Here is a 25,540-nt window from a genome sequence, read left to right as displayed (position 1 = left end):
GGGTGGAAGATCGGTCTCGAACCGACGACCTCCTGAACCACAATCAGGCGCTCTAACCAACTGAGCTACAACCACCATTTAAAATTGGATTGCAAATGTAAATTATTTACGTTTTTCTACAAAACGTTTTCTTTACTTATTTTAAATCGAATAAAGAATCTACAGCGGGATAGCGTTCTACAGTAAACCCTTCTCCATATTCAGTGCCTATCAGCCTTCCCGCATTTCTTGCTCTGTAAATAATACTATCTGTGAAATTCTTGCTAGATATTGGTGTTTCTGGTTCTCTACTATCTGGATCAAAAAACTGAGTTTTATAGGCCAAAACAGCTTCCATCTTTTTTTCTATAAAGCCTGTAACATCAACAACGACATCTGGTTCTAAATCCTTCCATTGGATATAGTGGTATACAGCTTTGGGTCTCCAAGGTTCCTGCCAACCGTCCTCATCTTCATGCTTAGTATCAATCTTTCTTAATCCACTAAGAAAGCATGCATCACTAACTAATTTACTGGCTCGTGCATGGTCTATGTGCCTATCATCTATAGCATTACAAAGCACGATTTCTGGACGGTATTTTCGTATTTCCTTTATCAATTCGATTTGATGAGATTGATCATTAACAAAAAAACCATCTGCAAACTCCATATTCGTGCGCATGGCTATATTAAGAAGCTTTGCAGCTTCAGATGATTCTTCGTCACGGGTTTCTGCTGTACCTCTGGTTCCCAACTCACCTCGAGTCAAATCAATTATCCCGACTTTTTTACCATTTGCTACCTCCTTGGCAACGGTAGCTCCACAACCTAATTCTACATCATCTGGATGCGCTCCGAAAGCTAAAATGTCTAATTTCATGTGTTTTTCATTTTTCTCTGATGTCAAAAATATTAAAAAAGGATGTAGGGGTAAGCATTCTTTTTATTTCGCAATCGGTTTCGTTTATATTTTCCCTTATTTCTTGTTATTTTATATAGGAATAATTGAATAATTCGCAATTCCCTAAAAGCATGACATTCGTCATATATAATAGTGGCTATTGACTTTAACTTTACAGTAAATTAAAAAAAGAGCATCATAATGAGTTTAATGCTGGCCATCTTAATTGTTACAATTGTCCTTTTTATTTGGGGCAAATTCACACCAGACATTATCGCTCTAATTTCGATGTTAAGCTTGTTTCTTTTTGGAATTTTAGACCTACAAGAAACATTAAGTGGCTTTAGCAATCCAACAGTGATTATGATCGCTGCCCTTTTTATAATTGGGGAAGGGTTATCCCAAACGGGATGGACAGCCTTAGCAGGTCAGAAATTTATTAAAATGGCTGGGAAAAGTATTACTAAACTCCTATTGATTACAACCTTAGGTTCTGGTTTACTTTCTGGTGTTGTAAGCAATACGGGAACGGTAGCAACTTTAATGCCAGTGACAATTTCTTCAGCTTGGAGCATCGGAACACTTCCTTCCAAACTATTAATGCCGGTCGCCTTTGGTTCTAACACGGGCGGTTTATTAACCCTAACAGGAACACCACCGAATATAATCGTTAACAATACCATGATAGAAAGTGGTTTGGAGGGGTTTTCTTTCTTTGAATTTGGACTAATAGGTCTTCCACTTTTATTAATCACTCTATTCTATTTTAAGTTTGTAGGGTATAGACTACTACCAAACAATAAAACCAATAACAAACCTGTAGATATAAGTACCACACTTCATAAATGGATTGAAGCTTATAAAGTGGAAGGTGATTATTACCGACTCAGAGTTCGTTCTGTTTCTCCGCTATTGGGTACTCATCTTGGTGAATGGAATTTTGAAGATAATTACCATGTTTCTATTCTCCGTATTAAACGTCGTCATCCAAATGTTTTAAAAGGGCACGAACCTTACATCGAGTTTCCTTCAAACGAAACCGAATTTAAATATCACGACATTATTACGGTTAAAGGAACAACGGAAGCTATAAATGCTTTAATGATAAAATTTAGATTGGGACTGTTACCCTTAGAACCAATTGCAGATGAACTTCGTAATAACCTGATTAATCAAGAGGTTGGTATGACCGAGATTATAGTGACACCAAATTCTACGCTAGTGGGTAGAAAATTGAGAATTGGTAGATACTTTAAACGGTTTGGGGTTCAACTCATGGCAGCTTCAAGAAATAATAAACCTTTTACGGATAGAGAGATTGAAGTTAAAGCTGGTGATGCATTTTTAGTAAGAGGTATCTGGAGCGATATTGAACAATTAAAATCCTATCATGAAAATTTAGTGATCATTGGAAGTCCAGAAGGGATGGCAAAAACTGTAACTAATATTACCTACAAATCCTATATCGCACTTTTTTCACTGTTACTTATGATTGGCTTATTAGTCTTCAAAATTGTCCCTGGTGCTATTGCAGCCCTAATTTCGGCTGGTATTATTTTAATTACAGGTTGTGTACCGCTTCCAAAGGCCTATAAAGGCATAAGCTGGATAAGTGTGGTAATGATTGCGGCAATGATTCCAATGGGATTAGCGCTTCAAAAAACAGGTACGGCAAAACTCATAGCAGATGGTTTGGTAACTACTCTTGGTAGTCTTCATCCCATAGTACTATTAGGTGGGGTTTTTCTTCTAACCACAACATTTAGCCAAGTTATTAACAACTCTGCAACAGCCGTGTTAATGGCTCCAATTGTCATCATAACAGCAAATACTTTAAATCTTTCTGCAGCCCCTTTTATGATCGCTGTTGCAATAAGTGCCTCAACTGCATTCTTAACACCAGTTGGAACGACCACAAATGCTATGGTAATGACTGCTGGTGGTTACAAATTTATAGATTATGTAAAAGTAGGTGCACCCTTGCTTCTACTCTTTTTGATAACAACATTAACATTAGTGCCATTGATCTGGCCATTTTAAACTTTTTAACTCATGGAAACACTATTAAAAGATCCGATTATGAAAACTAGAGACCTTACAAAGTACGGACTGAAAGACACCAAAGCACATTGGAATCTTTCCCCAGAAGAACTACAAGCCATTACCGTTGAAAAAGGCATGGGCAAAGAAACTGCAAATGGCACACTAGCTGTTAATACAGGTAAATTCACAGGACGTTCACCTCAGGACAGATTCTTAGTAAAAGATGATTACACCAAAGATAGAGTATGGTGGGGAAAAACAAATAAAGCGATATCTCCAGAGAATTTTGATTATCTACAAGGCGAAATCGAAAACTACCTAAGTGGTAAAGAAATATACGTTAGAGATGGTTTCGTTTGTGCTGACCCTAAATATAGAATGGGTGTTAGAACCGTAACTGAGTACCCATGGTCCAATATGTTTGTTTACAACATGTTCTTAAGACCAACTGATGAAGAATTAGAAAAATTTGAAGAAGACTGGTTAGTGCTTTGTGCACCTGGTTATGAATGTCCAGAACCAAAAAAATATGGTTTAAGACAAGGTAACTTTTCAATACTTAACTTCACAAAGAAAATAGCATTAGTTGGTGGTTCTGCCTATACTGGCGAGATTAAAAAGGGTATTTTCTCTGCGCTAAACATGATCTTACCAGTTGATAAAAACGTATTACCAATGCACTGTTCTGCAAACGTTGGTGACGATGGTGAAACCGCTATTTTCTTCGGATTATCAGGAACTGGTAAAACCACTTTATCTGCCGATCCTAACAGAAAGCTAATAGGTGATGATGAACATGGCTGGACTGCTGAAAATAGAATTTTCAATTTTGAAGGAGGTTGCTATGCTAAAGTTATTGACCTCACTGAAGAAAAAGAACCAGATATTTTCAGAGCCATTAAACCTGGTGCCATTTTAGAGAATGTTATTTTCAAAAACAATGGGGAAGTTGATTATGAAGATAGCAGTATTACTCAAAATACACGTGTTAGTTATCCTATTTACCATATAGATAATATACAACAACCATCTTATGCAGATAACCCTAAGAATATTTTCTTCTTAACTTGTGACGCCTTTGGTGTTTTACCTCCAGTATCTAAGCTAACTCCGGGTCAGGCTGCATACCACTTTATCTCTGGTTATACGGCTAAAGTAGCAGGTACAGAAGCTGGTATAACTGAGCCAGTCCCTTCATTCTCTGCTTGTTTTGGCGAACCATTTATGCCATTGCACCCAACTAAATATGCCGAAATGTTAAGCGATAAAATGCAAGAAGCCGGTGTAAATGTTTGGTTACTTAACACAGGCTGGAGTGGCGGACCTTACGGTGTTGGATCTCGTATAAAACTAAAATATACAAGAGCAATGATTACTGCTATTCTTAATGGTGAATTAGATAATGTTGATTATGAACAACATCCTATTTTTGGATTATATATGCCAAAATATATCCCTAATGTACCTTCAGAAATGTTAGATCCTATGAATACTTGGCTACAAAAAGGAGCTTATATAAGTAAAGCTATTCAACTAGCACACTCTTTCCACTTAAACTTTGAGAAGTTTATAAGTGAAGCTTCTGAACAAATTATAGAAGGAGGTCCTTTAATTGATGAACACCATCAATTAAACGACCACGTTTAATATTTCCATGACAAGGAGGAGTTCTTATGGAACTCCTCTTTTTCATTAGTTCACTGAATATTAATTCTCAAAATGAATAGAGTCTAAATCAAAATGAGAATTCTACTTTCACTTGTATTTATAACTTTAATTATAACCTCTGTAATGGCTCAAAAGCCATCAGAAAACCATTTGGGTTCTTGGTACACTTATGGCAGCCATCACAGATTAAGCGAGCGATTTAGCCTTGACCCATGGGCAGAATTGCGTCTTTACGAAACGTCATCGAATTATAATCTCACCTATATTTCACTCAGAGGAAATTATCATTTAAAAGATAGTCAAACATTTGGAGTTGCCTATGCCTACTTAGATATCGATACAGTTTTTGAATTTGACCATCAACCTAACATTCACGAACACCGTGTTTATGAACAGTATACTATTAGCCAAACAAAATCCAAACTACATATTCAACATAGAGCAAGACTAGAGCATCGTTTTTTAGACTTTTCAGAAAGAAATGAGCTTCAAAATAGATTTAGATATCGCCTAAGTTTTAAGTATGATCTTAGCAAAACGATTTTCATTAATGTATCTGAAGAACCTTTTATAAACTTTCAAGACCAGGCATTTCACGAAAATAGGTTCTATACAGGACTTGGCTTTAAAGTTAGCAGCCACTCTAAATTACAAATCGGTTACTTAAAACAGCATATTCGTAAAAATAATCTTAATAGAATACAAGTTGGTATAAGCTTTAAAACTGATAATAGGAAGGCAAAATCTAAGTTAGCGCAGCTATAGCATTATCAATATCCCTTTTTAAGTCTTTAATATCTTCAATACCTACTGAAAACCTGATCAATTGATTACTTATACCCACCTGATCACGTTCCTCTTGGGTTAAAAGGGCATGAGATGTTAAGTGGGGTGAAATAACCGTACTTTCTACTCCTGCTAAACTCATTGAAGACTTAATAAGTTTTAGTGATTTCTGAAATTGATAGGCATCGAGACCATCTACCAATTCAAAAGACAACATAGCACCATAGCCTTTCATTTGGAATTTTGCCAATTGATGTTCTGGATGGGATTTTAATCCCGGATAATAGACCTTGGCAATGTTTGGATGCTTGTTCAACCAATTTGCCATTTTCATAGCATTTTTAGTTTGTGCTTTTACACGTAAGCCTAAGGTCTTCATGCTACGTTCTAATAGCCAGACCGTCATATCACTTAGACTTCCACCAAAATTTTTACTTATGTTCCAAATTTTGTCTATATGTACTTGTGAACTTGCCACAGCACCTGCACAGATGTCGCTATGACCACCAAAATATTTAGTCGCCGAGTGCATGACCATATCAATACCCAAATCTATTGGGTTTTGGTTGACGGGTGAAGCAAATGTATTATCTATGGATGTAAGTATGTTCATAGTTTTCCCTAGCTTAGCTATCGCTTTTATGTCGGTAATTGTCAATAGTGGATTAGAAGGTGTTTCAATATGAATAAGCTTTGTGTTTGGTTGAATAGCCGCTTTAAAATCCTCAACCTTGTAGCCATTTGTAAATGTATATTCTATACCATATTTTGGAAATTCCTCTTTAATAAAATTAACCGTTCCACCATATAAAGTATTCTGAACTACCAAATGGTCTCCTTTTTGAAGAAAAGCCAAAAACATATGACTAATCGCTGCCATACCCGACCCGAAAATTAAAGCAGCCTCCGCATGTTCTAAAGCAGCAATTTTCTTTGCTAGATATTCTTGATTTGGTGTATTAAAGTAGCGTGGGTATCGTTTTACATCAACGTCTAAAAATTCATATGAAGAACTCAAAAATATGGGAGATACCGCACCTTTAAACTGTTGGTCCTTTACTTCACCGATATGGGTACAAATGGTGTTTAAGCCTAATTTTTTCATTCTATAAAAATAAGAAATAAGATATTTTACATTGGCATTTCAATATTCAATTCTTGTTAAGAAAATACATCACAATAACATGTGGTACAGTGATGGCTGCCAAGAACGCAAAGAATATAGTTATGAAATTAATATCAAAATACTTTGTGCTAAGGTATAACATTACCAATCCTAAAATTGAAACCAACCAATAAATAAAAGAAGATTTAATGTAATTGATAAAATTTATTTTGCTGGAATCACCATAAAGCATTTTAATCTGATCCATTAAACTAGGTAAGGAATGCCACACTACAAAATATATAGCAAAAGCCCAAAGCAGACTGGCTAATTGAAACAGTAAGGTAAATAAAACAATTAAAAATAGTTCCTGAAAATAATTGAATTCAGATGTAAAGTTAGTCCGGTTAAGAAGTGTTGTAAGTATCGTAGCTCCACCACCTATTATAAGGAAATACAAAAATTGTTGTTCACTAAGTGTCACATTTGTTAGTTCATAAATTATGGCACTCGTGGCATCATAATTAAAATAAAACAAGAGACCAAAAATCAAGGAGCCATAGCTAATAAAGAAGAGTAATGATTTGGTATTTCTCTTTTTCATTAAATGATGGTAATGCTGTTCCCCAAAGTGATAACAACTTACAAAAACAAAAGACAGTAATGCAAAAAAAGGAAAAAGGAAAAATGCTAGAATAGCGAAAATAACAAACGCTATATATATAAGAAGAAACTTGTAAGATCTCTTTTTATTGGTTTTTAGGACGTTAATCAAAGAAATATCGTTGGAGCCATGCATAATCCCAATGGTAAGAATAAAAAAGTATGATAAATATTCTTCAGAAGACCTACCAATCTGAATGGTTAACCAAAGTAAAAATACCGTGATAATTAAATTAAAAATTGGATATTTCATAATATAAAGGTACATATATTTATTTTTGTTTAATTTTTTTATGAAAATTTTAAACATTTTTTGTTTAACTATTTTTATTTTTGATTAAACAATAAAACATTAGATATGAAATTACTAACCATTTTTATCGACGGAGTGCAGAAAATCGCAACTGACGATTACGTAGGCTTTACATTCTTTGTTGGATGTATGGCAATGATGGCTGCTTCAGCCTTTTTCTTTTTATCAATGAATAATTTTGATAAAAAATGGAGAACCTCAATTCTAGTATCCGGATTGATTACCTTTATTGCTGCTGTGCATTATTGGTACATGAGAGATTATTGGGCTGCAAATGCGGAATCCCCAACATTCTTTAGGTATGTAGATTGGGTTTTAACAGTACCATTGATGTGTGTTGAATTTTACCTCATACTAAAAGTGGCAGGTGCTAAAAAGTCCTTAATGTGGAAGTTAATTGCACTTTCTGTGATAATGTTAGTAACAGGTTATTTCGGTGAGGCCGTTTACAGAGACCAAGCTTGGTTTTGGGGCTTAGTATCTGGTATTGCCTACTTTGTTATTGTATATATGATTTGGTTTGGTGAAGCCAAAAAACTGGCAGAACAAGCTGGTGGTGAAGTGTTGAAGGCGCACAAAACGCTTTGTTGGTTTGTATTGGTAGGTTGGGCAATATATCCATTAGGCTATATGGCTGGAACTCCAGGATGGTATGATGGTTTAGCAGGTCTTGGGTTAAACATGGATGTTATTTATAACATTGGTGACGCTGTAAATAAAATAGGTTTTGGGCTTGTTGTTTATAACTTAGCAACAGTTGCATCTTCTAAAGTTGAAGCCTAATTTTCTAATATAAGTAAGAATACAAAAGCCACCAGTTGGTGGCTTTTTTTTATACCTTGATCGTTTTCCAATACCCTTTTTTAAACCAAATAAGACCAATTACTGTTATAAGAACTTCAGCTAATGTGATAGATAAAAACACACCCAAAGGTCCAATATCTAAAACCAACGCTGTAATGTAGGCTAAAGGTAATTGGAACAACCAAAAACAAATAAAATTGATCCAAGTTGGTGTCTTGGTATCACCAGCACCATTAAAGGCATTGATGATTACCATACCATAACCGTAAAACACATATCCGGCTGCAATAATTCTCAAACACAGTGCACCATTTTTTATCACTTCTGGCTCTTGTGTAAACCATGCTATAATTTGCGGTGCAAAAATGAGATAAACAACAGAAACAAATCCCATAAAAAAAGCACTGTACTTTCCTGTTTTCCAGACTGAGGCCTCTGCCCTGTGAGGTTGATTAGCTCCTAAATTCTGTCCAACTAAGGTTGCCGCAGCATTACTCATTCCCCAAGCTGGCATAATAGTAAACATCATAACACGTATAGCAATGGTATAACCCGCCAAAACCTCACTACCAAATTCGCTCATAATACGCATTAAGAATACCCATGATGAGGTTCCAATTAAAAACTGACCAATACCTCCTAAAGAAACTTTTATCAAATTCACCATTACCGCTACCCGGAGTACTAAATCCTTAACACCAACCTTAATTTTACTCCAACCATAGAATAAAACCATAAGTTGAAATACAACTGCTGTTCCCCTACCAATTGTAGTGGCAATTGCAGCTCCTTCTACACCAAATCCCGGAATTGGTCCAAACCCAAAAATAAAAATTGGGTCCAATATAATGTTAAGTCCATTCGATAAAACTAAAGCCCACATGGCAATAGAGGCATCACCTGCTCCCCTAAAAATAGCATTGATTAAAAACAACAGCATAATGGTAACGTTACCTCCTAACAAAACCTGGGTATAGCCATAACCCTCAGCAATTAAATCGGGCTCTCCTCCCATTAATTGCAGTATTTCCTTGGGGAATATTATTCCGAAAATACTTATAATGGCAGCGACAATGATGCCAAGACCTATAACCTGTACAGCAGCTTGAGAAGCACCTTCCCTATCCTTTTCACCAATTCGCCTAGCGACAATAGCAGTGGCCGCCATGCTTAAACCTATAGCCACTGCATAAACTAATGTAATGACGGACTCTGTGAGACCTATGGTTGCAACAGCATTAACACTAACTTGGGATACATAAAAAATATCTACAATAGCGAAGATAGATTCCATCAACATTTCTAAAATCATTGGAACAGACAATAGAAAAACAGCTTTGCGAATACTACCTGAGGTAAATTCTTGCTCCTTACCAGAAATAGCAATTTTTAAATATTTGAAAAATTCTCGGATTGAAACTTTTTTGGATTGCATAACTATAAAAACATAAGATTAATTATGGCTAAACATGACTATACGTTTAGCATATTTACATCACATGAAGTAGTGACGATTTTTATCCGAAGGGTAAATTAGGCAATCATAATAGCGCAAATATGCGCATTATTTCTGAAAAATATAGAATTAATTTAAAAACTTAATCATTACGACTAGCTTTATTGTAAGCTCTAATCATAAGTATAGCCCAGATAGCGACTAAGACAATGACAACAACAGAAAACCACAAAACGATATCATTTGCTACCATGGTCTACAAGCTTTAAATAGATCATAACACCCAACAAAGTAGGTGCCCAAAGACCAACAAATAAACCATGCATTTGATCTCCGGTTAAAAATAAGTACTCAGCTACAAGAATTATAACTGCACATAAAATAAGCATCAGCAGATTGGCAGTTCCTAATTTTTTGAAGTAATTCATCTTAAATGGTTAGTTTAATTAGGTTAAGTTATGAAAATTTATGATGCTTAGGACAGCGAAATGGAAAAAAGATTATTTATAATAAATTTTGTACTTCCTAAAAGCTAAAAATGCAATTATCGCAATGATTAATAGTGTAATGGCTATAAACTGAAAACTCAAGATTTGATCACCACTGGCATAGGCATGAAGACCAGATAAATAAAAATTAACACCAAAATAGGTCATTAAAATACTACCAAACGCCAACACAGACATTAAATTATATATCCAACGTCCACGTAATCCAGGCACCAAGCGCATATGTATTACAAACGCATAAATCATAATACTAATTAAGGCCCAAGTTTCTTTTGGATCCCAGCCCCAATAACGTCCCCAACTTTCATTAGCCCACATACCACCTAAGAAGTTACCAATAGTTAACATGATCAAACCTACAGTTAATGCCATTTCATTGATAATGGTAAGCTCTTTGATATTAATTTCAATTCGTTTTTTATTCTTTTTATTGGTAAAAATCATCAATAATAACGCTACTAAACCTAGTATCATTCCTAAAGTGAAGGGGCCATAACTTGCCACAATCACTGAAACATGGATCATTAACCAATACCCTTGTAAAACTGGTTGAAGGTTAGCAATTGCTGGATCCATCCAGTTCCAATGGGCAATCATGAGTATCATTGAAGTCACAAATGCTGAAGCCGCAACGGTTAAATCAGAAGATTTTTTTTCAAACAACCCATAGAATGGTATTAATGAAGCTAATGACAACTTTTTAAAACCGAGCTTTCTGTTGTAAGCTAGTAACAAACCAAACAACATTAAAGACCAAGCAACATAAATTAAGGACTCATAAGCATCACTCCAAGGAGCATGTCCAGATAAATACCATCGCCAAATTAAACCTAAAGTGTGTAAAACAAATAAGCCTAAGACAATTCCAACAAATGATTTTACTAAAATGGTAATGAGCTTACTCTTATAATAAAATATATTGAGAATTATAAAAACAAATAGAAAAGTAGCGGCATACAAATACCAACTAAATAAACGCTTAAAAATATCGTATTTATTGTAAAGAATCTCTGATTCTATTTTTTCATCAGACAACATCACCTCTTTACCATAGCGTTGTTGTGTTTTTTTTATGGCCTCTAGTAACGCTTCGGAATTTGTGAAATCACCAGTGGTCTTATCATTATTTAAACGTACTAAATACGAGCTAAACCCATTATTAATAAAGTTACCATACAAGGTATCCTTAATCTTTTCGCGATAGTTACCTTCTCTAAACTCTAAGGAAGAAATCCAAGTATTATTTTCATCATTGGGAACAGGAAATATTTTTATGGAACGGCCTTCTATCGCATCAGATAACAAACTAAGCCTTCCATAAGCTTCTTTGACCTCTTTCTGAAAACCATTGGGAACCTGGGCTTTAAATGCCTCTTCAATATATGGCCCTAATTTATTTCTCCCATTTGATGTGAAAAAGTCAAGCAAGCTCACATATTTTTGATCGTAATCCACTCCAATTATCGTTCTTATAGAATCTGCTTTTCTTGGTTTTAAATAGATAATAGGTGCGCTGTACCATAATAAAGGACTTTCTTGAATGGAAAGGAAAATCTGTGTTGCCGTAAATCCTTCGTAGGTATCCTTTTTACTTAATTTGCGTAAAACTTCGGATGCGTATGTATGCATTGGCATCATCCTACCGCTATAGTCCTGTATAACCATTTGGGCAAACTTTTCGGCATGCTCAACAGGAGTAATATTAGCTCTTAATATGGAATCTATCTGTACCTTAGATGGTTGCTGCATTTCTACATGATCATGACCATCATTCTGTGTATGCTCTTGAGCAAAACCACTAATGCTTACTAATAAAAGAAGCATTGTCATCATCTTCACCTTCTTATCTTTTAGTTTTTTCAGACGCTTTCTTATGTCGTCAAATCGGGTGTTTTTAGCAAATAGAATAGCCAGTAACCCAAAGTACAATAGCATATATCCAGCATATGTAATATAGGTTCCCCAACGGTCGTGATTTACAGATAAAATAGTCCCCTTTTCATCGGGATCAAAACTGGCCTGAAAAAATCGATACCCTCTATAATCTAAGATATGGTTCATGTAAATATGATAATCAAAGTCTCCCTTTTCCTTGTCTAAGACGGTTACTTTACTTTCATAAGAGGAATAGGCATTTTCGGTACCAGGATATTTTTCGGCAATAAAGTCGTTTAGCTTAACTTCAAAAGGAAGTTGTTCTAGTCTAGACCCATAACGTAAGGCTACCTCTAGTCCGCCCACTTCTATTTCTTCCATTCGGTTGTAAATCCCTTGACCTCCTAACAAGTTGATCGTTTTAGTCTCTCCATTTGCAGAAACTTCGAGTACTACTCCGTCGTCATCCCCTTTTAAAATGGTTGGTTTTTTTACGATATCAAAAACACCTTTTACAACTGGTTTAGGGAAAACCAATTGCATATTGCCAATCACGTATCGCGACCTTAAGGCTAAAGGCTGTAAACTATCTTTGACTAGCTTTCTAGTTTGTCCTGTAGCCATGGTCATATACTCACCTTCAAAAGGTGACTTAATAAACAAACCTTCATCTGTATTATAAATGTTTATAGCTCCTTCTTGCTCTTTATTTAAAGACACAAGAACATTGTGCATACGAGATACTTGTCCTTCTTCCAAAAAGTGATTATGAGGGCTACCATTTCCGGCTTCTACAATTTTCAGATAACTCTTGCCATTGTCGTTGGGCACAACATCTTTTTCAGCACCCTTAATAAATTTTATTAATCTGAAAGTAATCTGATCTCCTCCATAGTCATAAGTCCTTTCAAAGTCATTATCTAAACGTGGAGAAAAATCGACCTCTTCCATGATATTTCGCTGCTGCAATTGTCCGCCAATTTCATAATCACCAATTATTCTTCCGCTGATATAAGTTTTTTGGGAACGGAACTGGCTTTCGGTCTCACCTTCTCTTATAGCCATCATCCCTTCATAACCAATATATCTTGTTACCGCAGCACCAACAATAATCAGTATCCAAGATATATGTAGGATAAGGACAGACCATTTCTCTTTTCTGAGTAGTTTATATCTTGAAATATTTCCGATAAAATTAATGACAAAAAAGACCATAATGGTCTCGAACCACCATGCGTTATAAATTAAAGTTCTGGTATATGGTGTAGGCGAGGTATCCATATTTCTATCCAAAATGGTGCCTACTGCCATTGCTATGGCAAACAGGATAAATAAAACAGCAGTCAGTTTGGTAGAAAATAGAAAGTTTGCGATTTTCTTTTGCATAGTCTTAAGGGCTTTTTTAAGCGCGTCAAAGATAATGCTTTTTAAAGTTTTTACTTTGTTTTTAGGCTATCAATAGCGTTAAAATTCCTTAATATGCATTCAATTATTTTGAAACCTTTGATCTGAGAAGTCTGTTCTGCTCTTCCATTAAATTTCTTAAATCAGATAACAATTCTATATCCTTTGGCGTGGTTACCGTTTCATCCTTTGTATCTTGAGCTTTGCTTCTTAAACGATTCATTGCCTTTACAACAATGAACACCGTAAAGCCAATGATTATAAAATCTATAAAGACTTCAAACAGAGCGCCATATTCCACAGCAACTTCACTTGTTATAACAGCACCTGAAGTATCAAGAAGAGCTTCTCTTAAAATTAATTTTTTATCCTGAAAATTTGCCCCATCGGATAATAATGATAAGGGTGGCAGAAGGACTTGCTTAGCGAGTACATCAATAACTTTATTAAATGCTGCACCGATAATAATACCAATGGCCATATCCATCATGTTGCCTTTAACGGCAAATTCTTTAAATTCTTTTAGGAGTTTCATTTTTCAAGTGTTTTAAATGGTTGATTAAATTCTCTTAATTCCTTTTTATTCAAAGTATAAATATACATCTACAGAAAGATAGACAGCCACAATTTTTTTTAAAGTAATTGTTGCCTATTTTTACAGCATGATAACTGTTACAATCATAGGAGCTGGTAACGTGGCATCTCATTTATATAGAGCTTTTAATGATGCTAAAGATGTTACTGTTAAGCAGTGGTACAATCGTACTTACAGCACCATATCGTCTTATGCGAATGAGGTAGATTGTATAGATGACTTGAATCAACTTAAATACGCTGACATCTATATAATGGCAGTCAGCGACGATAGTAGTGCTTCACTTTCTAGAGCTTTACCTTTTGAAAACAGATTGGTAGCACATACCTCCGGTAGTGTTTCTATTCATGATTTAGACAAAAAAAACCAACGTGCTGTGTTTTATCCCTTACAGACCTTTTCTAAAGATGCTGAATTGGATTTTAGTGAAATCCCAATTTGCATTGAGGTGACTGAGAAAGAGAATCTTCAGTTTATGAAGGATTTAGCTGAAGCTTTAGGTTGCACACCATACAAAATCACTACTGAGCAACGCCAAACTCTGCATTTATCGGCTGTATTTGTAAATAATTTTACAAATCAATTGTATAGAATTGCTCATGAAATCTCTGATGCCAAGAGCATAAATTTTGATATTCTAAAACCCTTAATCATGGAAACTGCCCGAAAGGTACAGCATATGTCACCATACATGGCACAAACAGGACCAGCAAAACGCAACGACAAAAAAACAATTAAGCGGCATTTAAAACTATTGGAAAACGAAGAGCATAAGGCCATTTACGAATTATTAACCGCTTCAATAAAAAAAACACATGGACAACGATAAAAGCTACAAAGAATACCTCATCAATATCAGCACCTTTATTTTTGATGTAGATGGTGTACTAACAGATGGCACAGTCACAATCACCACCTCTGGAGAAATGCTGCGAAAAATGAGTATTAAAGATGGTTTTGCGCTTAAAACGGCTGTAGATGCTGGTTTTAATGTTTGTGTGATTTCAGGAGGTTCAAACGAAGGGGTTCGTAAACGTCTTCAAGGCTTAGGCGTAAAGGATATTTACTTAGGAGCACACAATAAAATTGAGCAACTCAACGATTATTTAAATAAGAAAAACATTTCAACCTCTGAAGTCCTCTACATGGGAGACGACATCCCTGATTATCCTGTGATGCAACTTGCGGGTTTACCTTGCTGTCCACAAGATGCTGCGCCAGAAATTAAAGCCATTTCAAAATATATTTCGCACAAAAAGGGTGGTCAAGGTGCTGCCAGAGATGTAATTGAGCAAGTTTTAAAAGTCCATAACAAATGGAATGGTAATTTTGATGCTAAATACGATTAATTCATGGCTCGTAGAAGCAGAAGACATAGCACTGGATTTGGTTATATAGGTTTTGGGAATAATCAATCTACCTTTAACCAAAAAACAAGCACACCTTTTTCTGTCTATAAAGAAAAACTAGACTTGGAAGCACATCTCCACTACGAAATGGAGTTCATGCATAGAGATCTTACTAAAGCTGATAAGGAAAAAATAAAAAACAAAATACGCAGGCAAGAACGGAAACTATTCAGAAGAACAGTTGTTATAAGCCTTATCGTTTTTGCTATTGTTGCTTATATTACCTATTATCTAATCAATCAAATACTATCTCATTAATCAATAATAATGATTCATTTTCTTAATCTTATCCGTTGGAAAAATCTTATCATGATTGCCCTAGTGCAAATCTTAATTAAATATGCCCTACTTCTGCCCTTTAACGAAAGTCATGGTGTAACGGCGGCATTAAGCCCTTTCACCTTTGCACTATTGGTAATTGCCACACTTTGTATTGCAGCAGGCGGATATATTATTAATGATATATATGATATTGAAACCGATAAGGTAAATAAACCCAATAAGGTCATTATTAATAAATTTATTTCTGAAAAAGATGGCTACACCTATTTTATGCTATGCAATATAATCGGTGTTGGCCTTGGGTTTTATCTGGCCTATCATGTTAACTACGCTACATTATTTGTCATATTCTTTATTAGTTCTGCATTGTTGTACATCTATTCAACAGCTCTAAAACAAATGTTTTTGATTGGTAATATTGTAATTTCAATTGTCGTGGCATTAAGTATTATGGTCGTTGGTATTTTTGAGTTGATTCCATCGATGAACTCTCTGAACAATGTCCCAAACATGACCTTTTTAGAAATTATAAGAGACTACGCTATTTTCGCGTTTTTAATAAATCTTGTCAGGGAGGTTATAAAAGATATTGAAGATATTAATGGTGACCATAAGGTTGGTATGCAAACCATGCCTATAGTTCTTGGTAGAGAACGCGCAAATAAAGTTGCATTTATACTGTCTTTAATACCACTATTTTCGGTTGTGTATTATGTGGTGAATAACTTTTTTAAGCAACAAATACTTGTTGGTTACTTTTTAATTTTTGTGGTCGCCCCGATAATTTATGTGACTATTAAAATCTTTAGCGCAGAACAACCATCTCATTACAAGCACATTGGCAATGTACTAAAATTGGTAATGTTAACTGGCATGCTATCCATGCTTGTCTATCCATTTATATTAAAGTAGAATGCTTAATGAACAATTAAAAGAATACAACATCATTTTGGCTTCGGCTTCACCAAGACGGCATTCGTTTTTAAAGTCTATGAATATAGATTTTGAGGTACGACTAAAACCTGTTGAAGAGATCTATCCCAGTCATTTAATGGGTACTGAAATTACTGATTATCTATCAAAATTAAAAGCAGAAGCGTTTAAGGAACAGCTCAATGATAAAGATATTCTTATCACTAGCGACACCATAGTTTGGTTAGATGGTAAAGCGATAGAAAAACCTAAGGATGAAGATGATGCGCATAGAATGATTAGTACCTTAAGTAACAAAACCCATGAGGTAATGACCTCAATTTGTTTTACCCAGAATTCACAGCAAACAATCGTAAACACAACAACCAAAGTTACTTTCAAAACTCTAACAGATGAAGAAATTTGGTATTATGTCAATACCTATAAACCCTTAGATAAAGCAGGAGCTTATGGTATACAGGAATGGATTGGGGCTATCGGAATTACAAATATTGACGGGTCGTACAATAACGTCGTAGGACTCCCAACGCATTTACTTTATGAAACGTTAAAGGCCATTGTTAAGGGATAGTCGGATTGTAACTTTGTAAGAAACAATTTCTTGTGAAAAAGTTACTTTTAATAATTCCATTATTAGCCTTAACACTGCAAAGCTGTAAAGAAGCAGTTGAAACAACCTCTCAAGTCTCGGAAGTACTGCGCCCGGAAGTTGAATTAAAACAGCCAAAAACAAATCTCACTAGTATATTTAAAGACTATTGGTATGCAGGTGAAGCGGAAATAACCTCTTATAAGTTAGAACAGGCTAGATATGGTGAAATACGGGATGGTAAAGCTGTTTTAGTTTTCGTAACCGAAGATTTTTTACCGGAAGTACAAGTTAAGGCAGAAAGTTATAACAAATCTAACATCCCAGTTTTAAAACTAAATACCACTAAAAAATTCAATACTGGGATTTATCCATATTCTATTATGCAGAGTACATTTTATCCGGTTGCCAATGACCAGCATGCTATTAAAATTTCAGCTTCAATACAAGAATGGTGTGGTCATGTTTACACACAATTAAACAATCGTAATACATTTGAAATATCATCACACTCCTATTTTCAAAATGAAGCCGACCAACAGTTTAGCATTGAAAAAACATGGACCGAAAATGAGCTATGGACCAAACTAAGAATAGATCCTTATACATTACCGATTGGTGACATTGATATTGTTCCTTCTCTCGAATTCACAAGGTTAAAACATGAAGAATTGAAAGCTTATAATGCTTTTGCGAGCATGAAAGAAGGTATTTATACCATTAACTATTTGGAACTAGAAAGAACATTAAAGATTAAATTCAATCCAGAATTCCCTTATGATATTTTAGGTTGGGAAGAATCAACGACCAGTGGTTTTGGCGCTTCTACCAAAACATTAACCACAAAAGCGACGAGGCTTGAAACTATTAAATCAGCGTATTGGAATAAGAATAGTAATGCCGACAAAAACTTAAGAGCCTCATTAAAGTTGGAATAGATTATTAATTACCTTTGTACAAATACCAACTATTTCTTACTATGATTGATATCATTAAGGCTCATAAATCTGAAATTATTTACACGTTAATTCTGCTCGTCATTCTATTCGTCATCAGGGCAATTATTGTTGTTGCCGTAAAAAAAATTGGCAAAAAAAGCGGAACAACCGAAGCTAGAGCTGCTTTAATAGGACGATATGTCACTGTGACACTAGTACTTTTGGCCTTGCTAATTGAGGCCTTTATTCTTGGCGCCAAAACTAGCGATATCACTTTGGTATTTTCTTCTGTGTTTGCTGTAATAGGTATCGCATTATTTGCAATTTGGTCTATATTAAGCAATGTAACCTCTGGTGTCATTATGTTTTTTTCCTTTCCTTACAAAGTTGGAGATAAGATAAAGATACATGACAAGGATTATCCTGTTGAGGCTATTATAGAAGATATCAGAGCATTTCAATTGATTCTACGAGAAGATAATGGAGATTTAGTGACCTACCCGAACAACCTAATTCTTCAAAAAGCTGTAACTTTAATGGAGAAAGATGCTTTGGACGATAGCAGTATTCTTTAAACTATGATTAAAAGACGATTAAGAAAAAAGCGTACCCAGGAATCTAAGAAACATATTGGTCAAGTACCAGGCACGCTTATCTATACCGGAAAAAAATCTGATAAGGATTTTCAAGTTGAATGTTTTGATTACACCAAAGATCATATTGAAGAATCCATCTTATTAAATATCGAAGATGCGATAAACTACAAAGAAACTGATTCTGTAACGTGGATCAATGTTGACGGACTTAAACATACCGATAAAATTGAGGATATTGGTAAGCAATACGACCTGCACCCATTGGTTTTAGAAGATATTGTGAACACCTCTCAACGTCCAAAGATAGATGAATATGAGGATTATCTTTTTGTTGTACTTAAAATGTTGTATTACGACGATGAAGAAAATATTGTCATAGAGCAAGTCAGTGTCATTTTAGGTAAAAATTACGTACTCACATTCCAAGAGTCCGAAGGAGATGTGTTTGGTTCCATCAGAGAACGCCTACGTTTGGCTAATGGCAGAATTAGAGGATTAAAGTCTGATTATTTAATGTACGCGCTCATTGATGCCATTGTAGATAACTACTTTAGTATCATAGAAACCTTAGGGTACAAAATTGAAGATTTAGAAAACGAATTATTTTCAGGCAACGCCAAAGAAGAGATAAATGCAGAAGTGCAACAATTAAAGCGGGAAATCCTTAAAGTGCGTCGTGCTATTTTTCCACTTCGTGAAATTATTAATCGTATAGAAAAAGGAGATCATCCCTTTATTTACAAGCGCACAATTACATTTTATAGGGATATTTACGACCACTTAATTCAAGTCTCTGAAAATATTGATATCTATCGTGAAATGATATGGAGTTTAATGGATATGTATATGACAACCATTAGCAACAGGATGAATGAAGTGATGAAGGTACTCACCATTATAGCTACCATTTTTATTCCTCTTACCTTTATCGCCGGAATCTACGGGATGAATTTTGAACATATGCCAGAATTAAAATATCGCTATGGTTATTTTGTACTCTTGGGTCTAATGATTCTTATGTTTTTAGCCATGCTTTATTATTTTAAAAGGAAAAAGTGGTTGTAACGATCAATACAGAAATACTATTACTATTAATATTACTATACACTACTATAAAGAATGAAAAACTATTTTCAACGTTAAACAAAACCTAAAAGTAAAACTATTACTTAGTTACTTTTTTATATTTGATAGCTAACTAACTAATTTAACATGCGTCAGATAAAACTATACCTATGTATCTTATTAGGTAGCTTAGTTTCTTTACAAGCCCAACAACCCAAAAAACTCAATTCATCAGAAATCTATGAAGCCATTCAAAAGCTTAATGTTTTAGGGTCTGTTTTATATGTTGCCGCACATCCGGATGATGAAAATACACGTCTGATCTCCTACATGTCTAACCAAGTGAAAGCTCGTACAGCTTATCTATCACTTACTCGAGGAGATGGTGGTCAAAACCTTATTGGTCCAGAAATTAGAGAACTACTCGGTGTAATTAGAACTCAAGAATTGTTAGCCGCCAGACGCATTGATGGTGGTGAGCAGCGTTTTACACGCGCCAATGATTTTGGCTATTCTAAACATCCTGATGAAACCCTTAGTATTTGGAATAAAGATTTGGTGCTTGCTGACGTGGTTTGGGCCATTAGGAACTTTAAACCAGATGTTATCATAAATCGTTTTGACCATAGAACCCCAGGAAGAACCCACGGACATCATACCAGTTCTGCAATGCTGAGTCTGGAGGCTTTTGATTTGGCAAATGATAATTCAAAATATCCATCACAGTTACAGTATACCGATATCTGGCAACCTAAGCGCATTTTTTTTAATACTTCATGGTGGTTCTATGGTAGTCAAGAAAAATTTGAAGAAGCCGATAAAAGTAATATGCTGAATTTTGACATTGGCGTATATTATCCTAGCAAAGGCCTGTCTAATAATGAAGTCGCCGCTTTAGCCAGTAGTCAGCACCTGTGTCAAGGCTTTGGTCGTTTATCACAACGTGGTACACAACAAGAATATATCGAATTCTTAAAAGGAGAGCCTTTAGATGGCAATAACTCTGTTTTTGCTGGAATAGACACTTCATGGAATCGTATTGAAGGAGGAAACGCTATAGGTTCAATTTTGAAAAAAGTAGAAGAAAATTTCAACTTTAAGAATCCAGCATTTCACCTGCCTCAATTATTACAAGCTTACAGATTACTTCAAAATGTAAAAAATGACCATTGGAAAACAATTAAAACCAAAGAACTGTTAACCATAATCGAAGCGTGTGCCGGTTTATATTTAGAGGCATCTGCAAACACACCACATGCGGCACCAAATTCTACGGTAAGCTTAACTATTGAAGCTTTAAATCGAAGTTCAGCCGATATTAATTTGATATCGTACAAATTGTCAACATTAAAAACTGATATTTCTAAACAAATAGACATGTCAGAAAACCAAAAGTTTAATTTTAACGAAGGTATCACCATACCAAAGAACAGTCATTATACTACTCCATACTGGTTAAATAAAAAAAGTACACTTGGCATGTATCACGTAGACAATCCTGAATGGATTGGAAAACCTGAAACACCGAGAGCGGTCTCAGTAGATTTTAATCTCAACATTGAAGGAACACCTATTACAATAACTAAACCAGTTGTTTATAGATATTCCAAGCCAGATAAGGGTGAACTTTACAGACCCTTTGAGATTATACCGGAAGTAACGGCAAGCATCTCAGATAAAGTTTTCATTTTTGATAACGACCATCAAAAGGATATTGAAGTTACTGTAAAATCAGGTCGCGATGCTGTAGAAGGCTATGTGCAACTAGCTTATCCTAATGATTGGAATGTGTATCCAGAAAAACAAAAAATTGAAATAGTAAACAAAGGCGACATACAAAAAGTCATCTTTTCTGTGTATCCGCCCAAAGGACAAAGCGAAGGTCTTATAACACCAATGGTAAATATCAATGGTACATACTACACAGACGAGCTTATTGAAATAGATTACAGTCATATACCTCACCAAACCGTTTTAATGCCAAGCGTGAGTAAGGTCGTTCGTTTGGATATTGACAAGCGTGGCAACAATATTGGTTATATTGAAGGTGCCGGTGATGTCGTCCCTGAGAGTCTAAGGCAAATCGGTTACAATGTTACTATTATAAAGCCAGAACAAATTTCTACAGATAATTTAGTCAATTTTGATGCTATTGTTGTTGGCATCCGAGCCTACAATATTTTGGATGAACTAAAATTCAAACAAAACTTCTTATTAGATTATGTAAAAGAAGGTGGTAACCTAATTGTTCAGTATAATACGAGTAGAGGGATTAAAACAGAGAATATAGCACCATACGACTTGCAATTATCGAGAGACAGGGTTACTGATGAGGGTGCAGAAGTTACCATTCTCCAACCAAATCATCCTCTATTAAATTACCCAAACAAAATTACTTCTCAAGATTTTGAAGGCTGGGTACAAGAACGTGGTTTATACTTCCCAAACCAGTGGTCAGAGGAATTCACGTCACTTCTTGCCATGAATGATAAAGGAGAAACTTCAAAAGAAGGAAGCCTCTTGGTAGCCAAATACGGAAAAGGAAATTATATTTATACTGGATTAAGCTTCTTTAGGGAATTTCCTGCTGGAGTTTCTGGAGCGTACAGGTTATTCGCCAATTTATTATCCGCTGGTAAAGATGACACAAATACACTTAAAAACTAATCATTGATTCATATGCAAAACCAACCACAACCAAAACAAAAATGGGAGAAAATGTACACTGTAGTACTTATTGCTAATGCCCTTTATATTGTTCTTTTTTATTTTATAACAGCATCATTCGCTTAGTCCATGCACCAAACGTTAGATTGGATAGACTGGGCGGTTTTAATCTCTACCTTAGCCATTATTGTAGGTTATGGGACGTGGAAAACTCGTGGACGCAAAAACGTTCAGGATTATGTAAGAGGCGGAAATACTACTAAATGGTGGACCATCGGTCTGTCTGTTATGGCTACCCAAGCTAGTGCCATTACCTTTTTATCCACTACTGGCCAAGCCTTTTCAGATGGTATGGGGTTTGTTCAATTCTATTTTGGTCTTCCCATTGCTATGGTGATTATCTGTATGGTATTCATTCCTATTTACCATCGCCTTAAAGTTTATACAGCCTACGAATTTCTCGAAAATCGTTTCGATTTAAAAACCAGAACACTTACTGCTATTTTATTTTTAATTCAACGTGGTTTAGCGGCAGGTATTACCATTTTTGCACCTGCCATTATTCTATCAGTTGTTTTAAATTGGAACATCGTAACATTGAATATCATTATAGGAGTTTTAGTAATCATCTATACTGTTTCTGGGGGTACAAAGGCCGTAACCGTGACCCAAAAACAGCAGATGTTTGTCATTTTCGCCGGGATGGTAGCTGCTTTAGTCATTATCATTAACCTAATACCAAAAGAGGTTTCTTTTGTAGATGCTATTGATATTGCTGGCGCTACAGGAAAAATGCAGGTATTGGATTTTTCGTTCAATTTAGAAAATCGATATACTGTTTGGACAGGTCTTATTGGAGGTACGTTCTTAATGCTATCCTATTTTGGTACGGACCAAAGTCAGGTACAACGCTATCTATCTGGGAAAAGTATGAAAGAAATGCAAATGGGCTTACTCTTTAATGGCCTACTAAAAGTGCCCATGCAATTCTTCATTCTACTTGTTGGGGTTATGGTTTTTGTATTCTACCAGTTTAATCCTTCGCCTTTAAATTTTATTGATAATTCAACAGAAACTGTTCTAGCCTCAGAATATCGCAACGAATACAGAGCGCTCCAAGACAAGCAAGCCGAACTTTTTTCTATAAAGCAAAGACTAAGTTTGGCGTATGCTAAAGACGAATCATCTCAATTAAGACAAGAATTATTACAAATAGATAGTATTGAAAAAACATATCGTTTAGAATCAAAATTCTTAATTAAGAAATCCATTGACCCAGAATACAAAGTCAATTACTCGGATCTTGAAAAAGAGGTAGAAAGCTTAAAAGCAAATCCAAAAAGCAAGGCATTTATTTCAAAATCCGCTGAGCTCAAACAACTGTATAAAGAGGCTGCCAAAGACACACAAACCAATGATAGGGATTACATGTTTATCCGGTTTATTTTAAACCATTTGCCAACAGGTTTAATTGGTTTATTATTAGCCGTGATACTTTCGGCAGCCATGTCATCAACAGCTTCAGAAATCAATGCTTTGGCTACCATCACATCAATAGACCTTTATGGCCGAAATTTAAAAGAAGACAAGGGAGAAAGTCATATGGTAAAGATGACCAAATGGTTTACCCTAGGTTGGGGAATTATAGCTATCACCATTGCATGCTTTGCAAATTTAGCCGAAAACCTGATCCAGTTAGTTAACATCATAGGCTCTATATTCTATGGAAATGTATTAGGTATCTTTTTATTGGCCTTTTTCTTTAAACGGATCAAAGGTAATGCGGTTTTCATTAGTGCGCTTATTACGCAACTGATTGTTATTATAGGTTGGTGGTTGGATTGGATGCCCTATTTATGGCTAAATTTATTTGGCTGTGTGCTTGTTATCATCATAGCATTTATTACCCAATTACTCCGATCTGAAAAAGATAACGATGAAAGATGAAATTGTACATTGGGGAATTATTGGAGCTGGTAGTATTGCTAAAAAATTTGCCACTGACTTAATTACTATTCCAAATGCAAAACTTTATGCTATAGCATCAAGAACTCTAGTCAAAGCTAAAAACTTTGGAGAGACTTTTCAGGCTGATGTAGCGTACGGCGATTACAAAGAACTTGTCTTAGACCCAAATGTAGACGCAGTTTACATAGCAACACCACACTCTTTTCATAAAGAACATACGATGTTATGCCTAAACCATCATATTCCTGTTCTTTGTGAAAAACCCTTTGCCATGAATCTTGAGGAAGTTGAGGAAATGATTCAATTGGCAAGAAAAAAGGAAACTCTATTAATGGAAGCCATGTGGACTATCTTTCTTCCTCACTTTCGATATGCTTTAGATCTGATAGATAAGCAACATTTTGGTGCATTGATAAAACTTGAAGCTGATTTTGGATTTCAACCGGAGTATAATGAAAGATCCAGACTTTTTGATAAACAATTAGGTGGTGGCAGCCTTTTAGATATTGGTATTTACCCGGTTTTTGCTGCACTATCAAGTTTAGGTAGTCCAGAACACATTGAAGCTAAGGCTGAATTTTTTCCAACTGGTGTAGATTCAGAGTGCGATATCCAGTTTCACTATAAAAATGCTCTTGCCAAACTTAAAAGTACGTTTAAAAAAGAAACATATACAGAAGCTATTTTCCATTGCAAAGACGGTATCATAAAAATAAATGGTCGCTTTCATGAACCGTCATCCATTTCACTCATTGATCATAACGGCAATAAAGAACTTAAAACTTTTGACAATAATACCCTTGGGTATAGCTACGAAATAGAGCATTTTAATCAATTAATTCGACAGGGTAAAACCGAAAGTGACATCATGACTTTTGAAAAGAGCATACAACTTATTTCAACATTAGACAAGGTGCGTCAATGTATAGGTCTTGAGTACAAATAAAAACGCAACTCATTGAGTTGCGCTTAAAATATTTTATGTTTCCAGT

General features: G+C 35.2%; 22 protein-coding genes and 1 tRNA gene. 15 read left to right on the top strand and 8 right to left on the bottom strand.

Annotated elements, in window-relative coordinates:
* Both ACFQ1K_RS08015 and bshB1 read right to left on the bottom strand, forming a co-directional pair.
* A tRNA-His gene (locus tag ACFQ1K_RS08015) sits at window positions 1-76 on the bottom strand.
* 60 nt (window positions 77-136) lie between these two features.
* Window positions 137-859, bottom strand: coding sequence for a bacillithiol biosynthesis deacetylase BshB1 (gene bshB1 / locus ACFQ1K_RS08010; protein WP_320556356.1), 723 nt, complete (start codon window positions 857-859; stop codon window positions 137-139).
* Between the two features lie 222 nt (window positions 860-1,081).
* Here bshB1 and ACFQ1K_RS08005 point away from each other — a divergent pair, with 222 nt between their 5' ends.
* The 3 genes from ACFQ1K_RS08005 to ACFQ1K_RS07995 all read left to right on the top strand — a co-directional run bounded on the left by ACFQ1K_RS08005 (window position 1,082) and on the right by ACFQ1K_RS07995 (window position 5,356).
* Window positions 1,082-2,920 (top strand): SLC13 family permease, encoded by a 1,839-nt coding sequence (locus ACFQ1K_RS08005; RefSeq protein ID WP_320556357.1) that lies wholly within the window; start codon window positions 1,082-1,084, stop codon window positions 2,918-2,920.
* A gap of 12 nt (window positions 2,921-2,932) precedes the next feature.
* Window positions 2,933-4,570 carry a phosphoenolpyruvate carboxykinase (ATP) gene (pckA, locus tag ACFQ1K_RS08000; RefSeq protein WP_320556358.1) on the top strand — a complete coding sequence of 546 codons (1,638 nt, stop codon included), beginning with the start codon at window positions 2,933-2,935 and terminating at the stop codon, window positions 4,568-4,570.
* 93 nt (window positions 4,571-4,663) lie between these two features.
* Complete coding sequence (locus tag ACFQ1K_RS07995; RefSeq protein WP_320556359.1) at window positions 4,664-5,356, top strand: DUF2490 domain-containing protein; 693 nt, start codon at window positions 4,664-4,666, stop codon at window positions 5,354-5,356.
* Here ACFQ1K_RS07995 and ACFQ1K_RS07990 read toward each other — a convergent pair.
* Together ACFQ1K_RS07990 and ACFQ1K_RS07985 are read right to left on the bottom strand one after the other, a co-directional pair.
* On the bottom strand, window positions 5,337-6,482 hold the full coding sequence (locus tag ACFQ1K_RS07990; RefSeq protein ID WP_320556360.1) for a trans-sulfuration enzyme family protein: 1,146 nt from the start codon (window positions 6,480-6,482) through the stop codon (window positions 5,337-5,339). The two genes, ACFQ1K_RS07995 and ACFQ1K_RS07990, sit on opposite strands and share 20 nt — an antisense overlap.
* Before the next feature lie 46 nt (window positions 6,483-6,528).
* Window positions 6,529-7,413, bottom strand: a complete 885-nt coding sequence (locus ACFQ1K_RS07985) for a Brp/Blh family beta-carotene 15,15'-dioxygenase (protein WP_386134060.1) — start codon at window positions 7,411-7,413, stop codon at window positions 6,529-6,531.
* A 90-nt stretch (window positions 7,414-7,503) separates the two neighbouring features.
* Here ACFQ1K_RS07985 and ACFQ1K_RS07980 point away from each other — a divergent pair, with 90 nt between their 5' ends.
* Window positions 7,504-8,241, top strand: coding sequence for a bacteriorhodopsin-like (locus tag ACFQ1K_RS07980; protein ID WP_320556362.1), 738 nt, complete (start codon window positions 7,504-7,506; stop codon window positions 8,239-8,241).
* A 49-nt stretch (window positions 8,242-8,290) separates the two neighbouring features.
* Here the strand turns inward: ACFQ1K_RS07980 and ACFQ1K_RS07975 are convergent, their stop codons facing one another.
* The 4 genes from ACFQ1K_RS07975 to mscL form a co-directional block, all read right to left on the bottom strand.
* Window positions 8,291-9,697 carry an MATE family efflux transporter gene (locus tag ACFQ1K_RS07975; RefSeq protein WP_320556363.1) on the bottom strand — a complete coding sequence of 469 codons (1,407 nt, stop codon included), beginning with the start codon at window positions 9,695-9,697 and terminating at the stop codon, window positions 8,291-8,293.
* A 260-nt stretch (window positions 9,698-9,957) separates the two neighbouring features.
* Window positions 9,958-10,146 carry a hypothetical protein gene (locus ACFQ1K_RS07970; RefSeq protein WP_320556364.1) on the bottom strand — a complete coding sequence of 63 codons (189 nt, stop codon included), beginning with the start codon at window positions 10,144-10,146 and terminating at the stop codon, window positions 9,958-9,960.
* 72 nt (window positions 10,147-10,218) lie between these two features.
* Window positions 10,219-13,488, bottom strand: coding sequence for a cytochrome c biogenesis protein CcsA (gene ccsA / locus ACFQ1K_RS07965; protein ID WP_320556365.1), 3,270 nt, complete (start codon window positions 13,486-13,488; stop codon window positions 10,219-10,221).
* Window positions 13,489-13,591: 103 nt separating this feature from the next.
* The gene (gene mscL / locus ACFQ1K_RS07960) at window positions 13,592-14,041 is read right to left on the bottom strand and encodes a large conductance mechanosensitive channel protein MscL (RefSeq protein WP_320556366.1); all 450 of its coding nucleotides are present in this window, start codon (window positions 14,039-14,041) and stop codon (window positions 13,592-13,594) included.
* A 127-nt stretch (window positions 14,042-14,168) separates the two neighbouring features.
* Between mscL and ACFQ1K_RS07955 the strand changes: the two genes are divergently transcribed.
* The 11 genes from ACFQ1K_RS07955 to ACFQ1K_RS07905 all read left to right on the top strand — a co-directional run bounded on the left by ACFQ1K_RS07955 (window position 14,169) and on the right by ACFQ1K_RS07905 (window position 25,494).
* Window positions 14,169-14,930, top strand: a complete 762-nt coding sequence (locus ACFQ1K_RS07955) for a Rossmann-like and DUF2520 domain-containing protein (RefSeq protein ID WP_320556367.1) — start codon at window positions 14,169-14,171, stop codon at window positions 14,928-14,930.
* Window positions 14,917-15,450, top strand: coding sequence for a KdsC family phosphatase (locus tag ACFQ1K_RS07950; RefSeq protein ID WP_320556368.1), 534 nt, complete (start codon window positions 14,917-14,919; stop codon window positions 15,448-15,450). Before ACFQ1K_RS07955 ends, ACFQ1K_RS07950 begins: the two co-directional genes overlap by 14 nt.
* A gap of 3 nt (window positions 15,451-15,453) precedes the next feature.
* Entirely contained in the window at window positions 15,454-15,768 is a 315-nt protein-coding gene (locus ACFQ1K_RS07945) for a FeoB-associated Cys-rich membrane protein (RefSeq protein ID WP_320556369.1), read from the top strand.
* A gap of 9 nt (window positions 15,769-15,777) precedes the next feature.
* Complete coding sequence (locus ACFQ1K_RS07940) at window positions 15,778-16,704, top strand: geranylgeranylglycerol-phosphate geranylgeranyltransferase (RefSeq protein ID WP_320556370.1); 927 nt, start codon at window positions 15,778-15,780, stop codon at window positions 16,702-16,704.
* Window position 16,705: 1 nt separating this feature from the next.
* On the top strand, window positions 16,706-17,296 hold the full coding sequence (locus ACFQ1K_RS07935; protein ID WP_320556371.1) for a Maf-like protein: 591 nt from the start codon (window positions 16,706-16,708) through the stop codon (window positions 17,294-17,296).
* Between the two features lie 32 nt (window positions 17,297-17,328).
* Entirely contained in the window at window positions 17,329-18,252 is a 924-nt protein-coding gene (locus ACFQ1K_RS07930) for a septum formation inhibitor Maf (RefSeq protein ID WP_320556372.1), read from the top strand.
* A 41-nt stretch (window positions 18,253-18,293) separates the two neighbouring features.
* The gene (locus ACFQ1K_RS07925) at window positions 18,294-18,827 is read left to right on the top strand and encodes a mechanosensitive ion channel domain-containing protein (protein WP_320556373.1); all 534 of its coding nucleotides are present in this window, start codon (window positions 18,294-18,296) and stop codon (window positions 18,825-18,827) included.
* A 3-nt stretch (window positions 18,828-18,830) separates the two neighbouring features.
* Entirely contained in the window at window positions 18,831-19,913 is a 1,083-nt protein-coding gene (gene corA / locus ACFQ1K_RS07920; RefSeq protein ID WP_320556374.1) for a magnesium/cobalt transporter CorA, read from the top strand.
* Between the two features lie 147 nt (window positions 19,914-20,060).
* Window positions 20,061-22,580 (top strand): PIG-L family deacetylase, encoded by a 2,520-nt coding sequence (locus tag ACFQ1K_RS07915; RefSeq protein ID WP_320556375.1) that lies wholly within the window; start codon window positions 20,061-20,063, stop codon window positions 22,578-22,580.
* Between the two features lie 129 nt (window positions 22,581-22,709).
* Window positions 22,710-24,527 (top strand): sodium:solute symporter, encoded by a 1,818-nt coding sequence (locus tag ACFQ1K_RS07910; RefSeq protein WP_320556376.1) that lies wholly within the window; start codon window positions 22,710-22,712, stop codon window positions 24,525-24,527.
* Entirely contained in the window at window positions 24,517-25,494 is a 978-nt protein-coding gene (locus tag ACFQ1K_RS07905) for a Gfo/Idh/MocA family protein (RefSeq protein ID WP_320556377.1), read from the top strand. Before ACFQ1K_RS07910 ends, ACFQ1K_RS07905 begins: the two co-directional genes overlap by 11 nt.
* The last annotated feature ends 46 nt before the right edge of the window (window positions 25,495-25,540 follow it).

Source organism: Winogradskyella aquimaris (genome assembly GCF_042676105.1).
In the GTDB taxonomy this organism is placed as follows: Bacteria; Bacteroidota; Bacteroidia; order Flavobacteriales; family Flavobacteriaceae; genus Winogradskyella; species Winogradskyella aquimaris.
Note: the sequence above shows the minus strand (reverse complement) of the source record. Positions and strands in the feature narration are given on the sequence as shown.